Source organism: Pantoea sp. PGP6 (assembly GCF_053474785.1).
In genome coordinates this window covers 982,568-1,009,069 of record NZ_JBQBMA010000001.1, presented here as the reverse complement: position 1 = coordinate 1,009,069, position 26,502 = coordinate 982,568, and the positions used below count along the sequence as shown (strand labels likewise).

Annotated in this window: 20 protein-coding genes and 3 tRNA genes; 6 read left to right on the top strand and 17 right to left on the bottom strand. The window is 56.9% G+C overall.

Annotated elements, in window-relative coordinates; all coding sequences use genetic code 11:
* Positions 1 to 10: 10 nt before the first annotated feature.
* The 4 genes from rlmM to ACLIBF_RS04875 all read right to left on the bottom strand — a co-directional run bounded on the left by rlmM (position 11) and on the right by ACLIBF_RS04875 (position 3,026).
* Positions 11 to 1,111 carry a 23S rRNA (cytidine(2498)-2'-O)-methyltransferase RlmM gene (gene rlmM, locus ACLIBF_RS04890; protein WP_279810384.1) on the bottom strand — a complete coding sequence of 367 codons (1,101 nt, stop codon included), beginning with the start codon at positions 1,109 to 1,111 and terminating at the stop codon, positions 11 to 13.
* Positions 1,104 to 1,499, bottom strand: coding sequence for a DUF423 domain-containing protein (locus ACLIBF_RS04885; protein WP_031374718.1), 396 nt, complete (start codon positions 1,497 to 1,499; stop codon positions 1,104 to 1,106). The genes rlmM and ACLIBF_RS04885 overlap by 8 nt, the downstream gene beginning before the upstream one ends.
* A gap of 50 nt (positions 1,500 to 1,549) precedes the next feature.
* Positions 1,550 to 2,467 carry a transcriptional regulator GcvA gene (locus tag ACLIBF_RS04880; protein ID WP_031374717.1) on the bottom strand — a complete coding sequence of 306 codons (918 nt, stop codon included), beginning with the start codon at positions 2,465 to 2,467 and terminating at the stop codon, positions 1,550 to 1,552.
* A gap of 334 nt (positions 2,468 to 2,801) precedes the next feature.
* Positions 2,802 to 3,026 carry a YgdI/YgdR family lipoprotein gene (locus ACLIBF_RS04875; RefSeq protein ID WP_031374716.1) on the bottom strand — a complete coding sequence of 75 codons (225 nt, stop codon included), beginning with the start codon at positions 3,024 to 3,026 and terminating at the stop codon, positions 2,802 to 2,804.
* A 209-nt stretch (positions 3,027 to 3,235) separates the two neighbouring features.
* On the opposite strand from ACLIBF_RS04875, the gene csdA reads away from it, so the two are divergent.
* On the top strand, positions 3,236 to 4,444 hold the full coding sequence (gene csdA, locus ACLIBF_RS04870; RefSeq protein WP_279810383.1) for a cysteine desulfurase CsdA: 1,209 nt from the start codon (positions 3,236 to 3,238) through the stop codon (positions 4,442 to 4,444).
* Positions 4,445 to 4,446: 2 nt separating this feature from the next.
* Entirely contained in the window at positions 4,447 to 4,902 is a 456-nt protein-coding gene (gene csdE / locus ACLIBF_RS04865) for a cysteine desulfurase sulfur acceptor subunit CsdE (RefSeq protein WP_279810382.1), read from the top strand.
* Here the strand turns inward: csdE and tcdA are convergent.
* Positions 4,893 to 5,693, bottom strand: coding sequence for a tRNA cyclic N6-threonylcarbamoyladenosine(37) synthase TcdA (tcdA, locus tag ACLIBF_RS04860; RefSeq protein WP_031374713.1), 801 nt, complete (start codon positions 5,691 to 5,693; stop codon positions 4,893 to 4,895). The genes csdE and tcdA overlap by 10 nt on opposite strands.
* A 48-nt stretch (positions 5,694 to 5,741) precedes the next feature.
* Positions 5,742 to 6,890, bottom strand: coding sequence for a murein transglycosylase A (gene mltA, locus ACLIBF_RS04855; protein ID WP_031374712.1), 1,149 nt, complete (start codon positions 6,888 to 6,890; stop codon positions 5,742 to 5,744).
* A gap of 203 nt (positions 6,891 to 7,093) precedes the next feature.
* On the opposite strand from mltA, the gene ACLIBF_RS04850 reads away from it, so the two are divergent.
* The 3 genes from ACLIBF_RS04850 (at position 7,094) to ACLIBF_RS04840 (ending at position 7,459) form a co-directional block, all read left to right on the top strand.
* Positions 7,094 to 7,170: transfer RNA gene (locus ACLIBF_RS04850), tRNA-Met, on the top strand.
* Positions 7,171 to 7,228: 58 nt separating this feature from the next.
* Positions 7,229 to 7,305: transfer RNA gene (locus ACLIBF_RS04845), tRNA-Met, on the top strand.
* Positions 7,306 to 7,382: 77 nt separating this feature from the next.
* Positions 7,383 to 7,459, top strand: a tRNA-Met gene (locus ACLIBF_RS04840).
* A gap of 110 nt (positions 7,460 to 7,569) precedes the next feature.
* Here the strand turns inward: ACLIBF_RS04840 and amiC are convergent.
* The gene (gene amiC, locus ACLIBF_RS04835) at positions 7,570 to 8,814 is read right to left on the bottom strand and encodes an N-acetylmuramoyl-L-alanine amidase AmiC (protein WP_082097605.1); all 1,245 of its coding nucleotides are present in this window, start codon (positions 8,812 to 8,814) and stop codon (positions 7,570 to 7,572) included.
* A gap of 232 nt (positions 8,815 to 9,046) precedes the next feature.
* On the opposite strand from amiC, the gene argA reads away from it, so the two are divergent.
* The gene (argA, locus tag ACLIBF_RS04830; protein ID WP_031374711.1) at positions 9,047 to 10,387 is read left to right on the top strand and encodes an amino-acid N-acetyltransferase; all 1,341 of its coding nucleotides are present in this window, start codon (positions 9,047 to 9,049) and stop codon (positions 10,385 to 10,387) included.
* A 50-nt stretch (positions 10,388 to 10,437) separates the two neighbouring features.
* On the opposite strand, the gene recD is transcribed toward argA, so the two are convergent.
* The 10 genes from recD to lgt form a co-directional block, all read right to left on the bottom strand.
* Positions 10,438 to 12,279 carry an exodeoxyribonuclease V subunit alpha gene (recD, locus tag ACLIBF_RS04825; protein WP_448309440.1) on the bottom strand — a complete coding sequence of 614 codons (1,842 nt, stop codon included), beginning with the start codon at positions 12,277 to 12,279 and terminating at the stop codon, positions 10,438 to 10,440.
* Positions 12,276 to 15,815 carry an exodeoxyribonuclease V subunit beta gene (recB, locus tag ACLIBF_RS04820; RefSeq protein WP_279811195.1) on the bottom strand — a complete coding sequence of 1,180 codons (3,540 nt, stop codon included), beginning with the start codon at positions 15,813 to 15,815 and terminating at the stop codon, positions 12,276 to 12,278. The genes recD and recB overlap by 4 nt, the downstream gene beginning before the upstream one ends.
* The gene (gene ptrA / locus ACLIBF_RS04815; protein ID WP_279811191.1) at positions 15,812 to 18,703 is read right to left on the bottom strand and encodes a pitrilysin; all 2,892 of its coding nucleotides are present in this window, start codon (positions 18,701 to 18,703) and stop codon (positions 15,812 to 15,814) included. Before ptrA ends, recB begins: the two co-directional genes overlap by 4 nt.
* A 107-nt stretch (positions 18,704 to 18,810) precedes the next feature.
* Positions 18,811 to 22,188 carry an exodeoxyribonuclease V subunit gamma gene (gene recC / locus ACLIBF_RS04810; protein ID WP_279811188.1) on the bottom strand — a complete coding sequence of 1,126 codons (3,378 nt, stop codon included), beginning with the start codon at positions 22,186 to 22,188 and terminating at the stop codon, positions 18,811 to 18,813.
* A 103-nt stretch (positions 22,189 to 22,291) separates the two neighbouring features.
* Positions 22,292 to 22,627 carry a prepilin-type N-terminal cleavage/methylation domain-containing protein gene (locus tag ACLIBF_RS04805; RefSeq protein ID WP_089561200.1) on the bottom strand — a complete coding sequence of 112 codons (336 nt, stop codon included), beginning with the start codon at positions 22,625 to 22,627 and terminating at the stop codon, positions 22,292 to 22,294.
* The gene (locus ACLIBF_RS04800) at positions 22,578 to 22,982 is read right to left on the bottom strand and encodes a DUF2509 family protein (protein ID WP_031376187.1); all 405 of its coding nucleotides are present in this window, start codon (positions 22,980 to 22,982) and stop codon (positions 22,578 to 22,580) included. The genes ACLIBF_RS04805 and ACLIBF_RS04800 overlap by 50 nt, the downstream gene beginning before the upstream one ends.
* Positions 22,979 to 23,506 carry a prepilin peptidase-dependent protein gene (locus ACLIBF_RS04795; protein ID WP_031376188.1) on the bottom strand — a complete coding sequence of 176 codons (528 nt, stop codon included), beginning with the start codon at positions 23,504 to 23,506 and terminating at the stop codon, positions 22,979 to 22,981. Before ACLIBF_RS04795 ends, ACLIBF_RS04800 begins: the two co-directional genes overlap by 4 nt.
* Positions 23,503 to 23,973 (bottom strand): prepilin-type N-terminal cleavage/methylation domain-containing protein, encoded by a 471-nt coding sequence (locus ACLIBF_RS04790; RefSeq protein ID WP_069728875.1) that lies wholly within the window; start codon positions 23,971 to 23,973, stop codon positions 23,503 to 23,505. Before ACLIBF_RS04790 ends, ACLIBF_RS04795 begins: the two co-directional genes overlap by 4 nt.
* 191 nt (positions 23,974 to 24,164) lie before the next feature.
* Entirely contained in the window at positions 24,165 to 24,959 is a 795-nt protein-coding gene (thyA, locus tag ACLIBF_RS04785; protein ID WP_069728874.1) for a thymidylate synthase, read from the bottom strand.
* Positions 24,956 to 25,837, bottom strand: coding sequence for a prolipoprotein diacylglyceryl transferase (gene lgt, locus ACLIBF_RS04780; protein ID WP_031376191.1), 882 nt, complete (start codon positions 25,835 to 25,837; stop codon positions 24,956 to 24,958). The genes thyA and lgt overlap by 4 nt, the downstream gene beginning before the upstream one ends.
* Positions 25,838 to 26,502 lie beyond the last annotated feature (665 nt).

Genomic DNA, 26,502 nt, shown 5'->3' with positions numbered 1-26,502 from the left:
AGCCGTTTGATCAGCGTTCGTCGCGACGACCACCGACTGCCGCCCAGATACGACGAATGTGTACCGTGACCTCTTCGCGATCGTGATAGAGCTGACGCGCCCGGATCTGCGCATTGATGCCGTTCTCACTGAGTCGCTCTTCAATCATCGCCAGATTCTGCGTCACCTCTTCGTAACGCTTTTTCATTGGCAACTTGAGGTTGAAGATCGCCTCGCGGCACCAGCCGTTGACCAGCCAGTCGGTCATCAGGTTCGCTACCCGTACCGGTTTCTCAACCATGTCACACACCAGCCAGCTAATGTTGGTGCGCGGCGGGCGGAATTTGAATCCATCGGCGCGTTCATGCATCACCTGCCCGGTCTCCATCAGGCTCGGCGCCATCGGACCGTTATCGACCGCATACACCATCATGCTGCGCTGCACCAGTTGGTAGGTCCAGCCGCCAGGACAGGCACCGAGATCGACAGCATACATGCCGCTGGCCAGACGCTCATCCCATTCGTCCGCCGGGATAAAGACGTGAAACGCCTCTTCCAGCTTAAGGGTTGAACGGCTCGGCGCATCGGACGGGAACTTAAGCCGCGGAATGCCCATATAAAAAGACGAACTGTTTTCTGGCAATGAATAGCCCACGTAACAGGTGCCCGGCGCAATGAAAAATACGTGCACCACCGGACGTTTCGGGCTTTCGTAGTTCAGCAGAATTTTGCTTTCACGCAGCGCGGAACGCAGCGGCACGGTGAACTTGCGGCAGAATTTGGTCAGCTCTTTCGCTTCGTTGGTGTCCGGCACCTCAACGCGCAGTTCGCCGCCCTTTTCGACCACGCCGGTCAGCATGCCGACGATTGGCGTGATCCGATCTTCCTGCGGCAGCTCGCGCAGCAGCTCGCCGACCACCAGCATCTGACGCGCAAAGATCAGGTCGTCAAACGGCAACTCACGCACCAGTCGTTCGGCGTCCTCAAACTGATAACACTCAAACAGCACATAGCCCGAGTCATCTTTAACCCGCGGGAAACCGTAGACTTCGCGTTCAGCGGCTTTCGCACTGATTTCTGCCGCACACTCTTTTTCAAAACCGGGACGGCAATAGAGTAAAACTTTATTCATGGCGTTCTGCCCTTCGTTTAAGACGCAGCGCGCCAATCAACATCAATACCCAACCCGCAAGGAAGCATAATCCTCCCACTGGCGTGATAAAAACCCAAAATTTCAGATGTGACAGCGCCAGACAGTAGAGACTGCCGCTGAACAGTACGGTGCCGAGCGCCATCAGCGCACTGCTCCAGTAAAACCAGATATTGGCGCGGCGTAACATTGCCGCACCCAGCCCCATCACCGCTAAGGTGTGGTAAGCCTGATATTCCAGCCCGGTATGAATCCAGGCCATTTCCGCCGGTCCGAGCGATTTACTCAATACGTGGGCACCAAAAGCGCCAAACGCCACCAGCAAAAATCCGCTAATGGCAGCAAAAATAAACATGGCACGACTGGACATGAAACGATCCTCAGAGTGCGTTTGCATCGCAATGCAATTAAATCAAGACGTTATTGTTGATATCGAAAGCGGAATTTTTCTTGTTCGGTTGCAGCTTTTGCCAGGATCCACTGTCGAAAGGCGGCTATTTTACCCAGTTCTGCCTGACTGTCATGACAAACCAGATAAAAAGCGTTTTTACTGACTAATACGTCGTTGAACGGACAGATCAATCGGCCGGCTTCAATTTCGCTCTGCGCCATCACATTATTGGCCAGCGCTACGCCCTGCCCGTGGATGGCCGCCTGCAGTACCATCGCACTGTGGCTGAAGATAGGACCTTGCTGAACGTTGATGTGCTGCAGGCCAAGCTGGCGGATATACGATTGCCAGTCACGTCGTGAAGCATCGTGCAGCAGCGTAAATCGCGACAGATCCATTGGGGTTTTAAGTGGGTTTTCGCCGGTCATCAACGAAGGCGAGCAGACCGGCAATAAATATTCTGCATAGAGCTTCTCAACCCGCAGGCCTGGCCAGTTACCGCGGCCATAAAAAATTGCCACATCGACATCATCGGCCAGCTTCTCTTCATCACGGTCGACAGCCTGAATACGCACGTCGATCCCCGGATAAGCCATATTAAAGCTGGAGAGGCGTGGCACCAGCCACTGAATCGCAAAGCTGGGCAGTAAGCTGACGGTCAGCGCACCCTTGGCACTGCGTGCCTGTAGTTTGCGGGTGGCTTCATTGAGCGCCGAGAAGATCTCTTTAATATCCAGATAGTAGCTTTGCCCTTCTTCGGTCAACAAAAGCGAACGATTCCTCCGGCGAAACAGCTTAAGACCGAGAAAATCTTCCAGAGATTTAATCTGATGGCTTACAGCTGCCTGGGTGACGAAAAGCTCTTCAGCGGCTTTGGTAAAGCTTAAATGGCGCGCGGCGGCATCAAATACCCGCAGTGCGTTGAGAGGAGGAAGGCGTTTCGACATGGTTTTCCGTATCCGGATCGGCGAAAAATACGCGGGCTTATATGCAGCCTTTACGTATTAGAATTTTTAATCCGAGGCATTATAATTTGTCCGTTGAGGAACCTCCAGCAAATACCTATAGTTGCCGCACTTCCTGAGCCGGAACGAAAAGTTTTTAGAGTTGTGAGTGAGTTCGCAGATTTTCTGAAAGCTTTTGGCTTGTGGTCGTGATGTTGTGTTTGCAATTTTTGATCCGACTGTTGCGGATCAAGCTCTTAATTCCTGTAGATTTACCCTGTCTGTCCATAGTGATTTTTAAATAGCACCGCAAATTGCGGTGCTTTTTTTTGCTTAATTACTGACCCATCTCAACCATTTCTTTGACATCGGTGCGGTTGATCTGCTGCTCGTTGCCATTGGCATCTTTATAGCTGATCATACCGGTTTCATCGTCTACCTTAGGTTTGCCGTCGGCAACAATGGTGCGTCCATCATTGGTGTGCATGACATAGTTGCTGGAACAGGCAGTCAGGGTAAAGGCCAGAGTACACACGGCCAGCACTGCGGTGAGTTTTTTCATCTTCTATCTCCTTGCAGATTGATTGCATCAAACCACCCGCGTTACGCTAACCATAGGCAGCAGATAAGTGTGATCGACCAAATATTGTTCGATCGTTGTGCGGGTTTGGTTCAAACCTTGCAATAATCAGCATAACGCGCTTTTCCAGCTTTGCCAGACAGAGACCACTCTTTCAGTCTGGTCCTATTTATTCTCATCATGGGCCGCGTATGACCGTATTTAACCCAACCGCGTTTCGCCAGCAATTTCCCGCACTGGCCGATGCTGGCGTCTACCTCGACAGCGCAGCGACAACGCTGAAGCCGCAGGCGGTGATCGACAGCATTCAGCAGTTCTACAGCCTGAGCGCCGGTACCGTGCACCGCAGTCAGTTTGCGGCCGCACGTGCCTTAACCGAGCGTTATGAGCAGGCGCGTAGTCAGGTGGCGCGCTGGCTGAACGCCGCTGATGGCCATCAGATTGTCTGGACGCGGGGTACCACTGAAGCCATTAATCTGGTGGCGAACAGCTGGCTGCGACCTCGCTTACAGCCAGGCGATGAGATCGTGGTGAGCGAAGCAGAACACCACGCGAATCTGGTGCCGTGGCTGATGGCGGCGCAGGCCTGCGGCGCCCGGGTGGTTAAATGGCCGTTGGGTGCCGATCGGTTACCGGATATCGCCCGGCTGCCGGCGTTGCTGAACAGCCGTACCCGCTTGCTGGCGGTGAGTCAGATGTCCAACGTTACCGGCGGCTGCCCCGATATCGCTCAGGCCATTCAGCTGGCGCATGCGGTCGGTGCCAAAGTGATGGTGGATGGTGCGCAGGGCGTGGTGCACTGCCCGCCCGATGTGCAGGCGCTGGATATCGACTTCTACGCCTTCTCCGGTCATAAAATCTATGGTCCGATGGGAATTGGCGTGTTGTATGGCAAAGCTGCGCTGCTGGAGGAGATGGTGCCGTGGCAGGGTGGCGGCAAGATGCTGACTGAAGTCGATTTCAACGGTTTTACCCCTCAGCCGGTACCGTGGCGCTTCGAAGCGGGAACGCCTAACGTGGCGGGCGTGGTGGGATTAAGCGCAGCGCTAAGCTGGCTGGGCCAGCACGATCTGGCCAAAGCGGAGAGCTGGAGCCAGCAACTCGCCAGTCTGGCAGAGGAGCAGTTGGCTGAATTACCCGGCTTTCGCAGTTTCCGCTGCGGCCATGCCAGCCTGTTAGCCTTTGAATTCACCGGCCTGCACCACAGCGATATCGTCACTCTGCTGGCTGAGCAGGGTATTGCTTTACGTGCCGGTCAGCACTGCGCTCAGCCGCTGCTGGCGGCGCTCGGCGTTAGCGGGACGCTTCGCGCCTCATTTGCGCCCTATAATAATTTGCAGGATGTTGATGCCCTGGTGCGCGCTATGCGCAGCGCCATTTCGCTGTTATCGGAGTTTTAATCATGAGTTCACCGCTGTTAGCGCCACACCCGTTTGGCGATCTGATTACGGTTGCCAGCCTGAAGGAGACGTTTAGCCGCTTTCATCAGTGGGAGGATCGCTATCGTCAGCTGATTCAGCTGAGCCGCCAGCTCCCGCCATTACCCGAAGCGCTAAAAAAAGCGGAGATTGAGCTGAGTGGCTGCGAAAATCGGGTCTGGCTGAGCAGCCAGTTGCGTCCGGATGGCACCCTGCACTTCTATGGCGACAGTGAAGGCCGCATCGTGCGCGGTCTGCTGGCCGTGCTGCTAACCGCGGTGGAAGGCCAGACACCGCAAGCGCTGCTTGAAAACGATCCGCTGGCGCTGTTCGATCAGTTGGGCCTGCGCGCCCAGCTCAGCGCCTCGCGCAGCAGTGGTTTGCAGGCGCTCTCTACGGCGGTACAGCAGGCGGCGCGTCAGGCGCGCGATCAGGCCTGACGGGCAGCGCGCGCCAGATATTTTTTCAGCGCGTGAGAGACGGCAACAAAGCCGAAGGTGGCGGTCACCATGGTGGCCGCGCCAAAACCGGCGGCACAGTCCATTCTTTTCGGCCCTTCTGCCGTACTGCGTGAGGCACAAACGCTGCCGTCCGGCTGCGGATAGACCAGCGCCTCGGTAGAAAAGACGCAGTCGATACCGAGTTTGCCCTTACTGTTTTTCACCACACCAAAAGTTTTCAGCCGCTCACGCAGCTTTGCTGCCAGCGGATCCTGAATAGTTTTAGCCAGATCGGCGACCTGGATCTGGGTGGGATCGATCTGACCGCCCGCGCCACCGGTAGTGATCAGCGGGATCTTGTTACGGCGGCACCAGGCGATCAGCGCCGCTTTAGGCCGCACGCTATCGATAGCATCGATCACATAATCGAATCCGGCCGCCATCAGCTCTGCAGTATTGTCCGGCGTAATAAAATCGTCGATGCAGATCACGTCACAATCGGGATTAATCGCGCGCAGACGTTCCGCCATCACCTCGGTTTTAGCTTTGCCGACGTTGCCATTGAGCGCGTGAATCTGTCGGTTGGTATTGGTGATGCAAACATCGTCCATATCGATCAGGGTGATTTTGCCAATACCGGTGCGCACCAGCGCTTCAGCCGCCCAGGAGCCGACGCCGCCAATGCCGATGACACAGAAATGCGCATCCGCAAAACGCTGCAACGCATCCTGACCATACAGACGCGCCGTGCCACCAAACCGCTGGTGCCAGGCGTCATTTAACACTTTCATAGTTGAACCTGTAACGTCGTGCGGGCCAGCAGGCCCGCAGAGAAGAAATTAGTTGGAACCGAGTAGCAGTGAACCATTATTACCGTTTTGCGGGCTGGAGAACAGCGGTTGTCCGGCACCCGGTGCGGCTTTCAGCACCCAGACGCGGCCATAGTGGTTATAGAAACCGGCCAGATGGGCGGCATCCGGCCCAATCCCCTGATAGATGTCGAAGTGCTGGCCTTTAATCGCCCCACCCACATCCAGCGCGACCATCAGGCGCATCTCATATTTGCCGTTGAATTTGCCTTTCTCATTTAACTGCGGCACTTCCGCCAGCAGGGCCGTACCGGCCGGAATGATTGAGCGGTCAGACGCAACCGACGCTTTTGCCACCAGCGGCACCGCGCTGGCACCCCGTACTGGCGCAAACGGCTCTGGCTTAAAGAAGACGAATGACGGATTGGTTTCCAGCAGTGCACGAACTTCCTGCGGCGAGTGTTCCTGCGCCCACTGGCGAATCGCCTGCATCGACATATCTTCACGCTTCACTTCGCCACGATCGATCAGCTCTTTGCCGATACTGTGGTAGCCCCAGCCATTTTTGCCAGCGTAACCAAAGAAGCTCATCGGGCGACCATCGCCAAAGTCGACGTAACCACTGCCCTGCACATCCATCATGAAATTATCAATCAGCGAGTTGCTGTAGGCGATGACGTAACGATCGTCGAGGCCGCCACTATAGATAGAAGCGCGGCTCGGGAGTTTTTCTCCGCGCTTACGCGGCGGCATGCGGTAAATCGGGTACTGGAATTCGCCCTGACGGGTATAGCGCGCTTCAACCACCGGCGTGTAGTAGCCGGTGAACTGCACGTTACCGTAGTTATCGGTTCCTTCCATCTGCCAGGCATTCAGGCCAAACTGCTGCAGCTGACGGGTATCCGCACCGGCCATCAGCCAGCTTTCGATGGCGCTGTAGGTGCCATTCTGACGGCTGTACAGCCCTGACGAGGCGGTCTGGATCTGGCGCACCTGCTCGCCAAAGTCCCGGCCATTCACCGGGCTGCCTTTGGCATTCGGCTGATTAACCAGCGCCAGCGGCTGTTCCAGTTTGCCATCTTTATATTGCTGACCGCGATCGGTCGGTTTAGAACTACAGCTCGCCAGCAACGCGATCAATGCGCCGGTCAGTGCAATCCTGGCCCAGTGTGCTTTCATTGTTGTCTCTTTTTATAAATGTTCGTCCCGCGACGATAGCAAAGCGCCCGACAGAATGAAATCCATCCGCTTTCTCCCCTTTGCCATCAGTTCAATAATTCGCCAGATGGTTGATTCCTTCAGCAACTGACTGTAAATTTGACCTTTATGTGCAAAAAGGGGTTGCATCAAATAACGCGCGGAGTATAGTGCGCATCCACGGACGCGGGGTGGAGCAGCCTGGTAGCTCGTCGGGCTCATAACCCGAAGGTCGTCGGTTCAAATCCGGCCCCCGCAACCAATACTTCTGCAGCAGTTTACAGAAGTGACAATGTGAAAGTCGCTAAGCGCAATACGGACGCGGGGTGGAGCAGCCTGGTAGCTCGTCGGGCTCATAACCCGAAGGTCGTCGGTTCAAATCCGGCCCCCGCAACCAATACTTCTGTAGCAGTTTACCGAAGTAGAAATGTGAAAGACGCTAAGCGCAAAAATAAGTGCAAAGAGTAATACGGACGCGGGGTGGAGCAGCCTGGTAGCTCGTCGGGCTCATAACCCGAAGGTCGTCGGTTCAAATCCGGCCCCCGCAACCACTCATTTAAACACCTGAAAGGGTGTTTTTTTGTTTCTGCCGTTCCTGATTTCATCTTCATCGCTGCCTGACGTTAAGCAGCAGCGGATAGCACAGGCTACCCGCAAACCTTTATCGGTGCGCCAGCGCCGCCCCACTCTGCACGTATGCCTTGATTCCCTGCAAAATCGCCTCTGCCACCTGATGCTGATAACGGGTGGTGCGCAACTTACGCTCTTCTTCCACGTTACTGATAAAAGCCGTTTCCACCAGGATAGATGGAATATCCGGCGCTTTCAGAACCGCAAACCCGGCCTGATCCACCGTACGCTTGTGCAGATGGTTGATCCGCCCCATACGGTGCAGCACCTCTTTGCCGAACTTCAGGCTGTCATGGATGGTCTGCCGCTGCACCATATCGAACATGGTATGGTCGAGATAACGATCGCCGCTCTTACTGACGCCGCCAATCAGGTCAGATTCATTCTGGGTCTGAGCCAAGAAACGGGCCGCGGCTGAGGTCGCGCCGCTGGTAGAGAGTGCAAATACCGAGGAACCACGCGCCGCCCGGCTGGTGAACGCATCGGCATGAATTGAGACGAACAGATCGGCGCGCTGCTTGCGGGCTTTGGCCACTCTGACGCGCAACGGAATAAACACATCTTCATTGCGCGTCATGTAGGCCTTCATGTTGGCCTCTTTATCGATTAACGCTTTCAGCCGCCGGCCGATCTTCAGCACAATATCTTTCTCACGGGTTTTATATTTGCCGTGCGCGCCCGGATCTTCGCCGCCATGGCCGGGATCGATCATGATAATGATCGGACGATCGCGCCCGGCTTTACCCGGTAGCGGTGCCTGCACCGTTTCATCTTTCTCAAGATCGCCCTGGTTATAATCCCTCAGCAACGCCAGCAGCGGATCGTCTTCAACCTGATCCTTGCTCGGATAGAGATCCACCACCAGCCGGTGATTGATCCCCGCCACCGGCGACAGGTTAAAGATCTTCGGCGCTACGCTGCGCTTTAGCTCCAGCACCACCCGCACCGTATTGCTGTCAAACTGGCCGACACGCGCATTTTTGATGAAGGGGTCATCCACCCTCACCTGCTTATCGACGCCTTTCAGTACCGTATTGAGATGCAGACCTTCAATATCGATCACCAGCCGTTCCGGATGACTCAGGGCAAACTGCTTGTACTTCAATGCCACATTCGATTCCAGCGTCATACGGGAATAGGTTGATGACGGCCAGATGCGTACCGCGACGATATGGTTTTTAGCGGCCATACCGACCCGGCTGACGCTTAACAACAGTAACGCGCCGGTTCCTTGTAAAAATCGTCTGCGTGAAAAGTGGGAATTAAAATCCGACATGCCGCTCCAGCTGCTGTGTAATGTCTAAAAAAGCGCCAGTTAATCAAATGGCGGCGAAAACTTTATCCAATCCAGAAGGTGATGTCACCCCGGAAACCCTAAATAATGCAGGCTGTTAGCGGCTTTGACACCCGAAAAAACGTAAATTTTCGTCAGGATTAGCGCTTGCAAAATTGCAGCGAAAAGAATAAAAATACAAAAAATCCGAATAAACATTCACTGAGGGCTGGCTGTGAAGGAACGTAGTACTGAACTGGTTCAGGGTTTTCGCCATACCGTTCCCTATATCAATGCCCACCGGGGTAAGACGTTTGTCATCATGCTGGGCGGCGAAGCGATCGAGCATGAGAACTTCTCGGGCATCGTTAACGATATAGGCCTGCTGCACAGCCTCGGTATCCGCCTGGTCGTGGTCTATGGCGCCCGTCCGCAAATTGATGCCAGCCTCGCTGAACACCAGCTTGAGCCGGTCTACCACAAGTTTACCCGGGTCACCGACGCGCAATCGCTGGAGCTGGTGAAACAGGCGGCCGGTCGTCTGCAGTTAGATATCACCGCCCGTCTTTCGATGAGTCTCAACAACACCCCGTTGCAGGGCGCGCATATCAATGTGGTCAGCGGCAACTTCATTATTGCCCAGCCGCTGGGTGTCGATGATGGCGTCGATTATTGTCACAGCGGGCGTATTCGTCGTATCGATGAAGAGGCGATTCATCGTCAGCTGGATAACGATGCGATTGTGCTGCTTGGTCCGGTGGCGGTGTCAGTGACCGGTGAGAGTTTCAACCTCACTTCGGAAGAGGTTGCGACCCAACTGGCGATTAAACTCAAAGCGGAAAAGATGATCGGCTTCTGCTCTGAACAGGGTGCACTGGACAGCGAAGGGAATATCATCTCCGAACTGTTCCCGAATGATGCCCAGGCGCGCATTGACGAGATTGAAAGCAGCGGTGATTACCTTTCCGGCACCGTCCGTTTCCTGCGCGGCGCGGTTAAAGCCTGCCGCAGCGGCGTGCGTCGCAGCCATCTGATCAGCTATCAGGAAGATGGCGCGCTGTTACAGGAACTGTTCTCACGCGACGGTATCGGCACCCAGATTGTGATGGAGTCAGCTGAGCAAATCCGTCGTGCCAATATCAATGATATCGGCGGCATCCTCGAACTGATCCGGCCGCTGGAGCAACAGGGCATTCTGGTGCGTCGCTCACGTGAACAGCTGGAAATGGAGATTGATAAATTCACCATCATTCAGCGCGATAATCTGACTATCGCCTGTGCCGCGCTCTATCCCTTTATGGATGAGAAGATCGGTGAGATGGCCTGCGTGGCGGTCCATCCCGACTATCGCAGTTCATCGCGTGGTGAAATGTTGCTGCAGCGCGTGGCGTTGCAGGCGCGTCAGATGGGGCTGCAAAAGCTGTTTGTGTTAACCACCCGCAGTATTCACTGGTTCCAGGAACGCGGCTTTACGCCGGTTGATATTGAGTCGCTGCCGGAGAGTAAAAAAGAGATGTACAACTATCAGCGCCGCTCAAAAGTCCTGATGGCCGATCTGAGCCGAAACACGCTGTAATCGCCAGCAGGGCCGGACGGTTAATACCGCCGGCCCTGTTTGCCTGCCGGTTATCCTGCCTCGCCCAGCCGCTCAACCAGACCGCTACGCCGCTGCGTTTGCAGCTGTACGGCTCGCTGGAACACTCCAGGATCGCTGTAGAGCGTCAGCTGTTTGCGGGCGCGAGTAATCGCGGTATAGACCAGCTCACGGGTCAATACCGGCAAAAACTGGGTTGGCATCACCAGCGCAGTATGTTCAAACTCCGACCCCTGCGATTTGTGTACCGTCATCACCCAGGCAGTTTCATGCGAGGGCAAGCGGCTCGGCTGAATCGCTTTGATGCTGCCATCCGGCAACGGGAAAAAGACTTTCAGGTTGCCCTCTTCGTCGCGCAGCGTAATGCCGATATCGCCGTTGAACAGCCCCAGCGCACTGTCGTTACGGGTGATCATCACCGGTCGTCCGGCATACCAGCGCCCGCCGATCGCGGGGCGACGGATTCGCTGCAGCTGCATCAGCCGTTGTTCAACCCGCTGGTTAAGACCCTGAACGCCAAAGGGCCCGTCTCGTAACGCACACAGCAGCTGATAGCGGCCAAAGGCGGCCAGCACCTCGGCCGGTGATGCCTGTTGCCGGATCAGCTGCAAATAAGGCTGATAGCCCTGCGCCACATCATCCAGCATCGCCTGATAGGCTTCGCCACTGGTTAACGGCTGATAGCTGAGATCCTGATAGCCTGCGGCGAACACCGCTTTCACCTGCTGTGCATCGCCGAGGTTAATTGCCTGAGCCAGCTGGCCAATGCCCGATTTTGCGTCAAAACGGTAACTTTTTTGCAGCAGACAGATACTGTCGCGAACGGCAGGCGCCAGCCGATCGTCACTGCCCTGCAGCGCACACCCGGTCAGCAATGCGAGCTGTTCCGCACGTGCCAGACTGTAGCCGCTTTCGGTACAGCGACAGATATCGCCCAGCACGGCCCCCGCCTCGACCGAAGCCAGCTGGTCACGATCGCCAAGGAAGACTACCCGCGCATGGGCCGGCAGTGCGGCAATCAGCTTCGCCATCATCGACAGATCGACCATTGAAGCTTCATCGACCACCAGCACATCGAGATGCAGCCGGTTACCGGCGTGATAGCGCAGACGCTGGGTATCCGGCTGCGCGCCCAGCAGTCGATGCAGCGTGGTCGCTTCCGTCGGAAAGCGCTGACGTTCTTCCTCGCTGACGGCTAAATTTTGCAACGCGTTGCCAAGCGATTCGGTGAGCCGCGCCGCGGCTTTGCCGGTTGGAGCGGCTAACTGAATCCGTAAGTTGCTGGGATTAAGCCGTATCAGTGCGGCGAGTAGTTTGGCCACCGTAGTGGTTTTTCCGGTGCCGGGCCCGCCGGAAATAACGGCGGTCTTGCGGGTCAGCGCTACAGCGGCGGCGATTTTCTGCCAGTCATCCGGACGATTGCCGAACAGGGTATTCAGCACCTCACTGGCCGCCTCGGCGTCAAACGGCGATTTCACTTCCTGCAGGGCAAAGAAGCTCGCCACTCTGCCCTCGCTGTGCCACAGACGATGCAGATAGAGACGGCGGTTACTGAGTACCAGGGGGGTAATCAGGCTGCCGTCACTGACCGCAGACCAGCCGGCCAACAGCGATGGCCAGTCATCCGGCGCGCCGGCAGCCTGCCACAGAGCCTGCGCCAGCGCGGGCTGACGGCCCGCAAACAGGCCCGCTTCGCTCAGGTTATCCAGCGGCAGACAGACATGGCCTTCTCCCGCTTCCGCACTGACGCAGGCCGCCGCGAGCAGCAACGCCGGTTGTGATTCATCCGCCAGCAGGCGGCCAAACTGAATATCTAACGGCCGCAGGAGACGCTTCTCTACCGCCTGAAGCAGTAAGCTCAGCATTTCACTCATGACATCTCCCTGGTATGACCAAACAACGCATCAATCTCTTCAATAAAGGCTTCGCTGGGACGGGTGGCGAAAATACCGTTATCCGGCGAACTGCCATCCATCCCGCGTAAAAACAGATAAAACACCCCGCCGAAGTGGCGCTGATAATCATAATCCTGCAGACGGTGCTGAAGATAGCGATGCAGCGCCAGGGTATACAGCTGATACTGTAAATCGTAGCGGTGGTCGATCATTGCCTGCGCCATCGCCTGTGGGGTATACGCGGCGTGGCTCTCTCCCAGCCAGTTCGACTTATAGTCGAGCAGATAATATTTTCCCTGCCAGCGGAACACCAAATCGATAAAGCCTTTTAGCATGCCCTGCACCTGACGAAAATCGAGTGCCGCCGCCTGTTGTGATAGCGGGTCGTGACGGCGCAGCAGATCGTCAAGCTCGGCAGCGGTCAGCAGATTATTGATAGGCAGATAGAACTCCATCTCGATCAGCCGGTCACTGCTGTTTATCGCCGACAGCGTCAGGCCGTCATCATTGAGCGGCGTATGCAGTACCCGCTCAATCCACTGCTGGATCACCGGTAACCAGCTCAGCGGATAGCCATGATGCTGCAACTGTTCTTCCAGCCAGAACGCATCCGGCGGTTCGGCAAAGTCGATCGATTCAAACAGACCGTGCAAAAAGGTTCCCGGTGCGGCACCGCGTGGAAAGTGGTGAGGCGTGAGAGCCGCTTCTTCGCCGCTCTCCTCTTCGCCTGCCGCATCAATATCGAAATTCGGCAGCGCATCCAGCAGTGCGGAGCTGTGGTGCTGTTGCAGGCCCGAGTAACTGGTGACCCGCCAGGCATCGGCCAGCGCGCGCGTCACCTCACGACTGCTTAAGGCTTCATCGCCGGTCGGCCGATCCTGCCAGACTTCACCCGGCCGCAGATCGTCAGCGATCACCTCGATCCCGTTGCCGCTTAACGCCGCTAACCGCTGGCTGAGCTGTTGCGCATCGGCCGCTTCGCCCCGCTGCACCAGATAACCGAGCGCGCTCTTGTGCAGATCGCTGTCGCCCTCTTTTTTACGCGTTCCTTTGATCAACGGCGCAATACCGACGCTGCAGTGATAAACCGAACGGGTCAGCGCCACATAAAGCAGTCGCAAGTCCTCTGCCAGTCGCTCCTCTTCAGCCAGTTCCATGCTCTGTGCATCACCCTGCACATCCAGCAAGGCGGCAAAACTTTCACGATCGTGATAAAGCGCACTGGCCGCCTCACGGTAGCCGGCGGCAAACGGCAGCCAGACCAGCGGATATTGCAGCCCTTTCGATTTATGGATGGTGACGATTTGCACCAGATGGCGATCGCTTTCCAGCCGCAGCTGCTGGCTGGCCGCCTGGCTATTGGGCCGCGCAATCTGCTGGGCCAGAAAGCGCACCAGCGCATGCGGACTGTCGAGCTGCACTGAGGCTTCCTGTAACAGTTCGCCCAGATGCATCAGATCGGTCAGGCGGCGCTCACCGTTTTCGGAGGCCAGCATATTTTCAGCCAGCTGACGCTTGATCATCACGTCGCGCAGCATCGGCAACACACCACGCTGGTGCCAGAGCTGCTGCCAGACGGCAAACTGCTCGACCAGCGCATCCCATTCGCGCTCATTTTGGGTCAGTGCATCGAGCGTGGCGGCGTCAATGGCGAAGATAGAGGTCGCCAGCGCACTGCGCACCAGTCGCTCCTGCTCCGGTGCCTGGATCGCTTGCAGCAGCCACAGCAGTTCCCGCGCTTCAGGCGTGGTATAGACGCTGTCGCGACTGGAGAGATAGACCGAGGGAATCGACAGTGCATTGAGCGCATCGCGGATCAAACCCGCTTCGTTACGACTACGCACCAGCACGGTGATATCGGATGCGCGCACCGGACGCAGCGAGTCACCCTTTCCTAAGCAGGCGCGTCCCTGCTGTCCGGCCACCAGCCAGCGGCTGATATCCGCCGCACACTGACGCGCCATAAACTGCTGATAATCGCTGCTGCCGACGCCTGCACCGGGTTGTAACCAGAAACGCAGCGCCGGTTGCGGCCGATCGTCATAGATCAGTTTCAGCGCCTGATTCGGTGCCGCCGGTTTGACCTGCAGGAAAGGAATAGCGGAGAACAGAAATGGGGATTCCAGCTGAGAAAACAGCCGGTTAACGCTATCGACCATTTCCGGTGACGAGCGCCAGTTAGTATCGAGCGTGTAGTGAGCGCTAACTTCACTTCGCGCGCGCAGATAAGTAAAAATATCCGCGCCGCGGAAGGCATAAATCGCCTGCTTAGGATCACCGATTAGCAATAGTGCCTGTTCTGGCTGGTTGATATAGAGCGTGCGGAAAATGCGGTACTGCTGCGGATCGGTATCCTGGAATTCATCGATCAGGGCGACCGGGAACCGTGCCCGAATGGTCTCAGCCAGCAGGGTGCCGCCCGGTTGCTGCAACGCCTCATCCAGCTTGCTCAGCAGATCATCAAAGCCTAACAGCGCCCGCAGCCGTTTCTCACGCTGGACGGTGGCGCGCACGTCAGTCAGCGCCTGTGCAATGATCACATCCCGCAGCGACAGCGGTTCCGCCAGAAACTGATCGATTGCGTCAAACACCGGATGGCGCGGGGCTTCACCTTTTTTGGTTTTCTCCTCCAGCACCTGCTGACCAAAACGCTCCAGCTCTTTCGGCAGTTGGTAATCCAGCGTTTCGCTGTTGGCCCACTGCGTGACTTTCGCCACCCAGACCGGCAGGTTTTTACTGCTGTAGCTGCGCTTATCAACGCCGGACGCGCTGATGATGCCTTCCACGTCGGCACTGAGCAACTGCCACTGCTGCTTGATTGACGTAATGCGCGCCAGATTGCGGGCGTGACGTGACGCCAGAGTCTCATCGGCAGCAGGTGGCCGCTTCAGGCTGGGCGATTCACCCTGTAGCCAGGGGCGCAGCGTGGTCAGCAGGCTGTCCGGCCCGCTCCATTCCGCCGCAATTACCCGCGCCACATCAAGCGACAGCGGATAGCACTGCCGCCGCCAGAAATCGGCGGTCGACTGCTTCAGCAGCGCCTGCTCATCTTCAATCAGCTCCTGCTCAAACAGCATGCCCGATTCAAACGCGTTGAGGTTGAGCATCCGCTGGCAGAAACCGTGGATAGTAAAGATCGCCGCTTCATCCATCTGCCGCTCGGCCGCCAGCAGTTGCGCTGCGGCGTGCGCTAAATCCGGTATCTGGTCAAGCAGCAGCTGATGCATCGGATCGCCGCTGCTACCGCGAATACAGGCCAGCCGCAGCTGATGAATATTCTCGCGGATACGTCCGCGCAGTTCAGCGGTCGCGGCCTCGGTGAAGGTCACCACTAAAATTTCTTCAACCGACAGCGGCCGGCTGTAAGCATTTTCGCCGCCCAATCCCAACAGCAGACGAAGATAGAGCAAACCAATGGTAAAGGTTTTTCCGGTCCCCGCTGAGGCCTCAATCAGCCGCTCACCTCTGAGCGGCAGCGTTAAGGGATTCAGGGATTCGGCAGGTAACTGCGTCATTGGGTCTCACTCTTTACCGGCAGCGACTGCTGCAACTGCGCCACTTCATTCCAGGTTTTCCAGCCTGGCAGCTGGGCAAAGGCCACTTTTTCGTTGCTGTTTCCCGCGATCTGCGAGGTCATCACCATACCGGTGTGTTGTATCACCGCATGCTGGAAGAAATCAGCCAGGCTGGCTGGAGTCAGCTGTTTAATCTGCGCAATCACTTTCTGGCGTGTGTCAAAGTCGTCATTCTGGCGGTCAAAGTCGCGGCTATAGCGATCCGCCTCCTCATCCAGTGTCTGAGGACGCTGCTGCAGATCATTGATCATCGCCTGCTGATACTGGGCAAAATCGGCCTGACTCATCGTGCGTAAGCGTTTCTCCGCCTGCGGATAGAAGGCCTGATAGCGCTGCAGCAGCCAGGCCGGTTGTTTGCTGTTGCTCTGCAGCAGGAAACCGATCCCCCACTGACGGCCTACCGGCATCTGGAAGGCAAACACCGCATAGCCAAGTTGCTCTTCAGTGCGTAGCTGGTTGTAGAACCACGGCTGCACAATCTGACTCAGCATCGAGCTGTTCGCCATACTCTGGTATTCGCCATAGCCGAGCGGTATATAGAGCGCCGCTAAGGCAGAATCGGTGCTGCTGCCCTTCTGTTGCAGGTTGGCTTTAAGCGGTTTTTCGAACGTCACATACTTACTGCGCCAGGTGTCAGTGCCGGTGCTCTGCATCTGCTGCTTCAGTTCACGCCCCAACTGGATCACGCTGTCGGCACTCAGGTTACCCACCACCATCATTTCCGGCGTTGCCGCGCGGAACAGTTCATCGCGATAGGCGGTGACATCCTTAAGTGTGATAGCACTGACCAACTTGCGACGCGTTTCCCGCTGGGTGTAGGGCAACTGCGACAGCAGCTGCATCGGCTGAATCGCCTGTTCAAAAGCTTTACCTTTGTCCGCTGCCTCCAGCCGTTCCAGATACCAGGATTTGGCTTGCTCCAGCTGCTGTTGCGTCGGCTGGAAGTGAGCATAGCCTTCAACCAGCTTTTTCAGCAGGGTTGGCAGGCGCTGAGTAAAGCCGCTGGCGCTAAACACCAGCCCCTCATTTTCGCCGGTTGAAAAACTGATGCCACCGACCGATGCCTGCGAGTTCAGCTCATCCAGCGCCAGGCTGGAGAGGTAGTCATTGAGGCCAAACAGTACCTGCTGGCGCGCATCACTGATGGCGTTCTTGTTACGCAGCGCCAGGGTAATCGCAGCTTTTGGCTCGCTGGCGTAAAACTGACTGGGCATCCAGTAGATACGCATACCGGCATCATTTTCCAGCCTGACCGGATGTGAATAGTGTTTATCGTCCGCCGGCAGCAGGGTGAAGTCATCCGGAATATAAGGATTCAGCGTGGGCATCGAAAGCGCAATCTGGCTGCTGCGTTGTTGCCAGTCGGCAAAGGTCGCCGGCGTAATTTTTTCAACCTGATACGGCGCATCAACAAAGTACGCCTGTTTATTGTGCGGTTCCTGCGGGCTGATATACCAGATACGCGCCTGCTGTGGCGTCATCTGATCCAGCCGTGCCTTGATGGCCGCGACATCATACTGATCCGCCAGATAAGGCGCATCCAGCGTGTGCTCAACCGGCACCCGCAGCATGGTATCCGCCAGCCATTCGATGTAATCCATATCCCGGGTAATTGAGGGATAGCGGAAGTCGAGCGCCAGCACGTGAGAGACCTCATCGAAATAGCGCTTATCATCTGCCTGCTCACGCAGCAGGTTGATGTAGCTAAAAATGGCTGCGACCACTTCATCGCGCTGCGCCAGACCTTTGTCGGTCAGCGAGGCGGTAATCGCAAACACGCCGCCGTTGCGATCGGTCATCGGGTCAGCCCCGGCATTCACCCCGTCGGCTAAGCCCTGTTTTTGCAGCCAGTCGGTCAGGGTATTTTTACTGCGGTTGCTGATCAGGTAGCTAATCAGGGTGTCGGTTTTGCTACGAAAACGGTCGCTGTTATTAGCAATGCGAAACTCAATCTTAAGCTGTTTGCGTGGCTGAGCCGGAACGTAATGGATCAGAATGCCCTGCTGCTCAGCCGTCACCACCGGTACGCTGATTGCCGGTACGCTGGCGTTATGGTTAGCCACCCGACCAAAGGTTTTGGCCGCAATTGACGCCATCTCCGGCAAGGTTTTGTTGCTGTAGATCACCGCTTTCATCAGATTGGCGGAGTAATGGGTATGGTAGAAATCCAGCAGCGCCTGGTGCAGTTTGCTGTCGGGTTTGTCTTTGAGCGTATCGAGATTACCGCCGGAAAAACGCGACGCCGGGTGGGCCGGGTTGAGCGTTTCTGCCCCGACCTGCGCCATGCGTAACCCGTCGCGCGAGCGCGCCATCGTCAGTTCAGCGTTGACCGCATGGCGTTCCCGATCGGCGTTGACCGGATCAAGTAGCGGCGCGGCAACCGCATCTGCCAGACGATCCACCGCCGGCTCCAGCGAAGCATTTTCCACTTCCAGATAAAAGGCGGTGCGGTAAGAGGCGGTACTGGCATTGTGGCTGCCACCGTGCTTTTTCAGGAACTCCGCCAGATTGTCCGGCTGCGGGTAATGGGTTGATCCCATCAGCACCATATGCTCCAGATAGTGCGCCAGGCCGAGCTGCTGGTCAGGATCGTCCAGTGAGCCAATCGGTAAGGTCAGCGCCGCCAGCGATTTGGGGGCAACCGGATCGGAAACCAGTAATACCGTCATGCCATTGTCGAGCCGGATAGCCTGATACTGACGGGGATCGTGTTCACTCTTGCGAATGATGTCGTTAATTGGTTGCCAGCCCGATTCGGTCTGCGCCATGGCAGTACAAGCCACCAGGCCTATCAGAAGCGCCGCAAACCAGCGTGCGTATGTCCGCATGTAAACCCCTTACGTTACCCAATAAACCGCCAGTGCCTGACACCGCGGCTCAAAGCAGAGCAAACTTTCTATGTAATTGGCCAGTGAGCAAATTGCTGTCTGGCCTGCTATTCATCATCCTGATGTGCAGCCAGCACCGGTAAATACCAGCGTTGTGCCGCCTCAGTTATCTGTTGTAGCTGTGTTTCATCCAGCACGCGGCACAGGCGTTGCAGGTAAGGATCGCTGCCTTCTCCCTCAACCTGATAACTGCCTGACCACGCAGTCAGCAGGCGATTGCGCGCTTTAAGCTGGGTCGCTTCATCGGTCAGTAGCTGCTGACTTTTTTTGTCATAGCTGGCCGTTAACCAGGCACCGCCGCTTTTGTTGAGCAGCATCAGCGGCTGACGCATGCCGGCGAAATAGCCCGCCACATAGTCATTCAGTGCCGCGACGGCCGCCGGCGGGTTTACCGCCAGAAAGCGCCAGCGACTCTGCTGTCGGCCAAACATCCGGCTGCTGCCGGTGCCGCCCAGTGCGCAATAGACCAGATGTTCCAGCCAGAGCAGCAGCCCGTCGTTCATGTTCAGCACCCCAGGCCGCCAGCGCAACAGGCCGTCATCCTGCACCTGGGTGAGCCAGCCGGTCAGGCTGACCTGTTCCAGTTGCAGATTGACTTCCCAGCTCTCGCCTTCACTGCGCTGCGTCACCACTTCTGCCGCCACTTCCTGCATCTCATCACGCTGCGCCTGCCAGAACAGTTCGCCAAATGCGCCGTAAGGCAGATTACCCGCCGCACGGTGATGCGCATAGAGCCGCTGGGTATCCTCCCCTTCCACCAGCGCATTCAGCAACTGCGCGTTAATCTGATAACGCTCCAGATTGTCGAGAGCGAACGGTTCGCTGTCGGGCAGTTCGTTCTCTTCCAGCCAGAAATTTACCCCGAGCCGCTGATGAAACCACGCCCGCACCGGATGGCGCCAGAAGCGCAGAAACGCCTCCAGCGTCAACGCCTCAATCGACGGCGCTTCCAGCGGCTGAACAAAATCGGGTTGCGGTTGGCCTGCGCCCTGTGCGGCAGGTAACCATTCGCGGGCAAAGCTCTGCAGCCTGGCGGCAGGCTGGAAATTCTCGGCAGCAAACGGCATCCGGCTGTGCAGATGTTGCAGATGGTCCCGTACCCGCGCAGCGCTCTCATCCAGATCGCGCTCTTCATCGCCGTCCAGATAAAAACTCTGCCCGATATAATCCAGCAGTTCTGTGACCAGCACCGACGGGTAGCGTTCCGTATTATCCTGAATTGCCCGGCCGATATAGCTGATGTAGAGCTGCTGTTGTGCAGAAATCAGCGCCTCAAGAAACAGATAACGGTCATCATCACGGCGGCTGCGATCGCCTTTACGTGATTGCTGCTGCATCAGATCGAAACCTAACGGCGCTAAAGTGCGCGGATAGACGCCATCATTCATGCCCAGTAAACAGACCACTTTGAACGGGATCGAACGCATCGGCATCAGGGTACAGAAGTTGATCTGCCCGGCCAGGAATCGCTGGCTGATACGCTGCTGATCCAGCCGGCTGCGAAGATCGTCACGCAGCAGCGTGATCGGAATCGCCTCTTCAAACCTGGCGTCCATGCCATATTCAATCAGTGTCTGCCACTGCTCTTCCACCAGCAGCAGCGCCGCTTCGGTTTCGGCATCGGGGCTGAAAAATGCGTTCAGCAATTCCCGGCACAACGGCAGCCACGCCTGCAGTGGCCGCGGCTCGGCCAGCAGTTGCCGCCAGTGGTTAAGCCGGGACAACAGCTCCGCCAGATGGCCAGCCAGTTCACCCACCAGGCCGCTTGATTCATCGTACGGCAGAATCCCTTCCCAGTCCCCGTTGTGGCTCTCCATCGCGTAGCCCAGCAGCATGCGTTGCAGACCAAAACGCCAGGTATGCTGGCCGGTTATCGGTAATGATAAAGCTTCTACGCTGGCGTCATCCAGCCCCCAGCGTACGCCCGATTCACTGACCCAGCGCCGCAACAGACGCAGCCCGCTTTCATCAATGGCGAAATGGCTGGCCAGCGCCGGCACATCCAGCAGCGCCAGCACATCCTCGGAGACAAACCGACTGTCCGGCAGCGCCAGCAAATGCAGGAATGCCACAATGGCCGGATGCGCCTGACTGGCGCGGCGGTCTGAAATGGCGAAGGGTAAATAACGGTCTGCGGAGGCATTGGCGAAAACCGCCTGAATAAACGGCGCATAGGCGTCGATATCGGCCACCATGACAATAATGTCACGCGCTTTCAGCGTCGGGTCAGCCTCCATCAGCGCTAACAGATGATCCTGTAATACTTCGACTTCACGCTGAGCACTGTGGCATACCTGCACCGCCACCGAACGATCCTGCGGATCGAGCCGGCGTTTCTGATCGCTGTGCGCCAGTTGCGCGGCGTCGAGCCCGATCACCGCGTTGTCCTGCAGATTAAGCAGATCGGACTGCAGGCAGTGCAGCAGGTTGTCTTCTTCCACCTCAACAAAGGCGTCAATGTCGTCATTGGCCTCCATCTGGCTGAGCAGGAACAGATTGTCGCGTCCCAGCTTGCCCCATGAGGCGAGCAGTGGATTGGTCAGCTGTTGTTCACCAGCATCATTGAATAACGCGGGCGCCTGCTCCACATCGCGGAATAATCCGCGCTGCTCATCCGCACCATGACGCCGACGCTGGCGGCTTTGCAGCTTAGCCAGAAAGGCATAATCCTGAATATCGCCCCAGTAATCGCGGCAGGGATTGGTAAACAGCAAATGAATATCTATGTGGCGTCCCAGCGCCTGCAACGCCTGTAAATAGACCGGCGGCAGCGCGGAGATGCCGCAGATGAATACCCGTTTCGGCAGATTTTCCGGCGTGTGTTGCGCCTGCTCCAGCGTCTGGATAAATCGCGCATAGAGATTGGCACGGTGCCATTTTGGCTGACGCAGCGTTTCGGTATAACTGACCAGATCGCGCCACAGCGCCGCCTGCCAGCGCTGCGCCTCACCCAGCCCGTCAATGGTTTCACCGCGCTCCCAGCTGTTGAGCCAGTCGGCGCGATAGACCAGATACTGGTCAAACAGATCCGCCACTCGTGAGCTCAGCTGGAACAGTTTTCGCTTATCGCCATCGTCGTGCAGATAGTGGCGCAGCGAGATAAACTCCTCGTGCTCCAGCATCACCGGCAAACGATGCATCAGCTTCCAGCTCATGCTGGCTTTGCTGAACGCACTCTCGACCGGAATATCGGGCAGCACCCGGACAAACATCTCCCAGATGAAACTGGCCGGCAACGGGAATTCAATGTTGGCCGCGATACCAAAGGTCTGCGCCAGCTCCATTTGGAGCCACTGCGCCATACCCGGACTTTGCACCAGCACCATTTCAGAGGCGAAAGGATCATCCAGAGGATCATGTTTAATCACCGCAGCCGCCAGAATCTTCAGCACATCAAGCTGATTAGAGTGATAAACGTGAAACATGAAAACTCCTGTGGCGACTCATAACATAACTGCGGTATTGCGGCCCGGTAACTCTACCGCGTATCGCGGTTGAAGCCCATCAAAAGGGCGTCATTCGGGCGGTTTAACAGCGTAATCGCGTCAGGCTGGCGCTGCGCTGCTGCGGTCCCAGCACGTCGGCGCGTTCCAGCCGGCAGCCCGCCGGGCCGTTCTGGATTTGCAGGGTGGTGCGCCAGCCAGCACTCTCATGCCCAATCAGCCGTTGTTCCGCCACCCGCCACGCCTCTCGCTGATTCCACTGCTGGCTGAACCCGAACGTGAGCGCGCGATGATACTGCAGCAGCGCGCTGCTGCTTAATGCCATTAACAGCAGAGCAAATAACGCTTCCGGCAGGCTGAATCCCGCCGCCTCACAGACAGTCGTCCGTTCTGGCTCGCGGGCAGTAGTCGATCCAGCCATGCGGTAGCGGCTGAATACGACTCTGATGGAGCGAGACCCACTGCCACACTGCCGTTCCGCTGCCACTGGCTTCACCTTTAAGCAGACCTTCTCCATCTTCACCTCGCTGTAAGCAACTGCGCCATCCCTGGCGTTCATCATGCTGACAACCGACCGTTTCGCCCGCAGACCAGCTAAGGGAGAGGCCCCATTGCAGCGCTGACTGCGCCCGCCAGAAATCCTGAATAAACTGCTGCTCATCAGCCAGTAGCAGCATCCCCTGCTCTAACATTTTTCGGCTGGCGTGCAGCGTGAGGCTGCCGATGACTAACAGCATCAACACCATACCCAGCGTACTGCTGCCGTGCTGCCTCACAGATTTTCAGCCTCCACCCAGCTCTCTACCGTTTCCAGCCAGCGCCCGGCACGTCCCTGCAGCCGCAAATGGATCTGCCTCTGCTGGCGGGTCACACTGAACTGCTCCAGCGTCAGGAAAGCCGGATCGGAGAGCCGTTCCCAGCTACCCGCGCGACAGTCATTAACCCCGCGCTGCATCTCCAGTTGCTGCAACCGCAGGCGATAACCATAGTAATCGCTAGCCGCCTGGTTAACGCCGTCCCACTGACCGTTGCTGTTTTCATCCCAGCGCAGCAGCAGGCAGTTTTCACTGAGGGTGAGCGCGCTGTTGCCGCACTCACCGTGACAATAGCCTGCGCGTCGCACCGCCTTTTCCAGCGTGGCGATAATCTGCTGCAGCTCCTGGCGCAGCTGCGCCCGCTGCAGCAACCCGACATTCTCGCCGAGCAGCAGCGGTAAAAAACGTCCGGCACTGACCATCAGGACGGCGCCGATCGCCATCGCCATCAGCATTTCCAGCAGGCTGAACCCGGCGGTTTTCAACGGCACGCTCCGGCGTCGGTAAAACAAAAGCGGATCCGGGCCCGGGTGGAAATAATCAGCCGCAGCTCTCCTGCCTCATTCCTTAGCTCAATGCTGCCTGCCCGGGCGACGTTGCGACGGCCGTAAAAGCCCGGCTCACCGCGTAGCCCGTTTAACATCACCCCAGCATGGGGTGCAATGAAATGCAGACGCTTTCCTGACTGACACGCCCCGAGCGGCAGACTGCCGCCGCCAATACACCAGGGCTTTCCCGGACGTGACCACAGGACCAGGTCGCGATTTTGCCGATAAGCCTGTGCACGAAGCCGCAACAGAAAACCCTGCAGTTGCTGGGCAGTGTCGCGTAGCTGCTGCCGTTGCTGCCAGCGCTGCCAGCCGTGAAGTGCGCCAAGGCTCAGTATTCCGGCAATCACCATCACCACCAGCAGTTCCGGCAGGGTAAAGCCGCGTAACAAGTGTGTTTTCATTGGGCTAGCGTGCCGGGTGGAGAAAGCGGGGACAAGCGGGTTGTTATGCGGCTGGAAAAAGGGTCACAGAGAAGACGATCATCGGACATCTGGTGACATGACGCTGCGAGCCATGCCGCATATTTTGCCGCAGACAGGTAAAAAAAAGCCCCGGCGTGCAGGGCAGCACCGGGGCTTTTTCACAGCAGGTATCAGATTGCGACAGGCGCTTTGATCGCCGGATGCGGATCGTAACCTTCAATTTCGAAGTCATCAAACTGGTAGTCAAACAGCGAGGCTGGCTTGCGCTTGATCACCAGCTTCGGCAGCGGACGCGGCTCGCGGGTCAGCTGCAGGCGTGCCTGCTCCAGATGATTACTGTAGAGATGGGTATCGCCACCGGTCCAGACAAAGTCGCCGACCTGCAGGTCGCACTGCTGCGCCACCATATGTACCAGCAGCGCGTAGCTGGCAATATTAAACGGCAGGCCGAGGAAGATATCGCAGGAGCGCTGGTAAAGCTGACAGGAGAGTTTGCCGTCAGCCACATAGAACTGGAAGAACGCGTGGCACGGTGCCAGCGCCATCTGATCCAGTTCACCGACGTTCCAGGCTGAAACGATAATCCGGCGTGAGTCGGGGTCGCTTTTCAGCTGCGCGATCACCTTGCTGATCTGGTCGATCTGCTCGCCGCTGGCCGTGCCCCAGCTGCGCCACTGTTTGCCATAAACCGGGCCAAGATCGCCCTGTTCATCAGCCCACTCATCCCAGATTGAGACGTTATTTTCCTTCAGGTAACCGATGTTGGTATCACCTTTCAGGAACCACAGCAGTTCATGAATGATTGAACGGATGTGGCATTTTTTAGTGGTGACCAGAGGGAAACCCTCCTGCAGATTGAAACGCATCTGGTGACCAAAAATTGAAAGCGTGCCGGTACCGGTGCGGTCAGCTTTTGGCGTGCCTTCATTCAGCACATGTTGCATCAGGTCCAGATACTGTTTCATTTTTCCTCGCGAAATTGTGGCTGTGGACGACGACGATAGGCCCAAATCATCATGGCAATACCGGCGATAATCATCGGAACGGAGAGAATCTGTCCCATACTGATCCCGCCTTCAAACAGGCCAAGCTGGGCGTCCGGCTGGCGGAAGAACTCGACGATGATACGGAATGCACCGTAACCGATCAGGAACAGGCCAGAGACGCTGCCCATCGGACGCGGCTTACGGATAAACAGATTAAGGATGATGAACAACACCACCCCTTCCAGGATCAGTTCATAAAGCTGCGAAGGATGACGCGGCAGGACGCCGTAGGTATTGAGCAGCGCCTGATACTGTGGGTTAGTGGCAGCCAGCGCCACATCTTCGCTGCGTGATCCCGGGAACAGCATGGCAAACGGGAAGCCCGGATCGACACGGCCCCACAGCTCGCCGTTAATGAAGTTGCCGAGACGGCCCGCACCCAGACCAAACGGGATCAGTGGCGCGATGAAATCAGCCACCTGGAAGAAGTTACGTTTGGTACGGCGAGCGAACACCAGCATCACCACAATCACCCCGATCAGGCCACCGTGGAATGACATGCCGCCATCCCAGACTTTGAACAGATAGAGCGGGTTTTCGAGGAACAGCGGTAAATTGTAGAACAGCACGTAACCGATACGCCCGCCCAGAAACACGCCGAGGAAACCGGCATACAGCAGGTTTTCCACTTCCTCTTTTTTCCAGCCGCTGCCGGGCTGATTGGCACGGCGCACCGCCAGCCACATGGCGAAAACGAAGCCTACCAGATACATCAGACCGTACCAGTGCAGCGAAACCGGTCCGATCGAGAAGATCACCGGATCGAACTGCGGAAATGCAATATAGCCGTTATTCATCATTCACCGTCTATTTTTCAACCCTAAAAAGGGGCGTTGTCAGGCACATAAATTAAGGCTGCGCATCATAGCACAGCCGGTTTTGTGAATTGTCCCGCAAATGTAAACGCGGATAAGCCCAGAGTCTGACCCTTCAGGGGTACATTGTTGTAGCCAGACTGGTCATGTACAGCGCGCAACAACCGGAGCGTACACCTGGTACGTGAGGATTGTGAGCACTGCCCGGGGCCAGAATGGCAAATAAAATAGCCTGACCCTTCAGGCGTACATTGTTGCAGCCAGACTGGTCATGTACAGCGCGCAACAACCGGAGCGTACACCTGGTACGTGAGGATTGTGAGCACTGCCCGGGGCCAGAATGGCAAATAAAATAGTCTGACCCTTCAGGCGTATATTGTTGCAGCCAGTCTGGTCATGTACAGCGCGCAACAACCGGAGCGTACACCTGGTACGTGAGGATTGTGAGCACTGCCCGGGGCCAGAATGGCAAATAAAATAGTCTGACCCATCAGGCGTACATTGTTGTAGCCAGACTGGTCACGGACAGCGCGCAACAACCGGAGCGTACACCTGGTACGTGAGGATTGTGAGCACTGCCCGGGGCCAGAATGGCAAATAAAATAAAATAGTCTGACCCGTCAGGCGTACATTGTTGCAGCCAGTCT

What these genes read in the sequence shown, in the direction of transcription:
- recB (WP_279811195.1), bottom strand. Translation starts at nt 15,815, where the DNA reads ATGACGCAGTTACCTGCCGAATCCCTGAATCCCTTAACGCTGCCGCTC.
- amiC (WP_082097605.1), bottom strand. Translation starts at nt 8,814, where the DNA reads ATGTCGGATTTTAATTCCCACTTTTCACGCAGACGATTTTTACAAGGA.
- rlmM (WP_279810384.1), bottom strand. Translation starts at nt 1,111, where the DNA reads ATGAATAAAGTTTTACTCTATTGCCGTCCCGGTTTTGAAAAAGAGTGT.
- recD (WP_448309440.1), bottom strand. Translation starts at nt 12,279, where the DNA reads ATGAGTGAAATGCTGAGCTTACTGCTTCAGGCGGTAGAGAAGCGTCTC.
- mltA (WP_031374712.1), bottom strand. Translation starts at nt 6,890, where the DNA reads ATGAAAGCACACTGGGCCAGGATTGCACTGACCGGCGCATTGATCGCG.
- ACLIBF_RS04805 (WP_089561200.1), bottom strand. Translation starts at nt 22,627, where the DNA reads ATGGCTGGATCGACTACTGCCCGCGAGCCAGAACGGACGACTGTCTGT.
- ACLIBF_RS04875 (WP_031374716.1), bottom strand. Translation starts at nt 3,026, where the DNA reads ATGAAAAAACTCACCGCAGTGCTGGCCGTGTGTACTCTGGCCTTTACC.
- csdA (WP_279810383.1), top strand. Translation starts at nt 3,236, where the DNA reads ATGACCGTATTTAACCCAACCGCGTTTCGCCAGCAATTTCCCGCACTG.
- csdE (WP_279810382.1), top strand. Translation starts at nt 4,447, where the DNA reads ATGAGTTCACCGCTGTTAGCGCCACACCCGTTTGGCGATCTGATTACG.
- recC (WP_279811188.1), bottom strand. Translation starts at nt 22,188, where the DNA reads ATGTTTCACGTTTATCACTCTAATCAGCTTGATGTGCTGAAGATTCTG.
- ACLIBF_RS04885 (WP_031374718.1), bottom strand. Translation starts at nt 1,499, where the DNA reads ATGTCCAGTCGTGCCATGTTTATTTTTGCTGCCATTAGCGGATTTTTG.
- ACLIBF_RS04880 (WP_031374717.1), bottom strand. Translation starts at nt 2,467, where the DNA reads ATGTCGAAACGCCTTCCTCCTCTCAACGCACTGCGGGTATTTGATGCC.
- ptrA (WP_279811191.1), bottom strand. Translation starts at nt 18,703, where the DNA reads ATGCGGACATACGCACGCTGGTTTGCGGCGCTTCTGATAGGCCTGGTG.
- thyA (WP_069728874.1), bottom strand. Translation starts at nt 24,959, where the DNA reads ATGAAACAGTATCTGGACCTGATGCAACATGTGCTGAATGAAGGCACG.
- tcdA (WP_031374713.1), bottom strand. Translation starts at nt 5,693, where the DNA reads ATGAAAGTGTTAAATGACGCCTGGCACCAGCGGTTTGGTGGCACGGCG.
- lgt (WP_031376191.1), bottom strand. Translation starts at nt 25,837, where the DNA reads ATGAATAACGGCTATATTGCATTTCCGCAGTTCGATCCGGTGATCTTC.
- ACLIBF_RS04790 (WP_069728875.1), bottom strand. Translation starts at nt 23,973, where the DNA reads ATGAAAACACACTTGTTACGCGGCTTTACCCTGCCGGAACTGCTGGTG.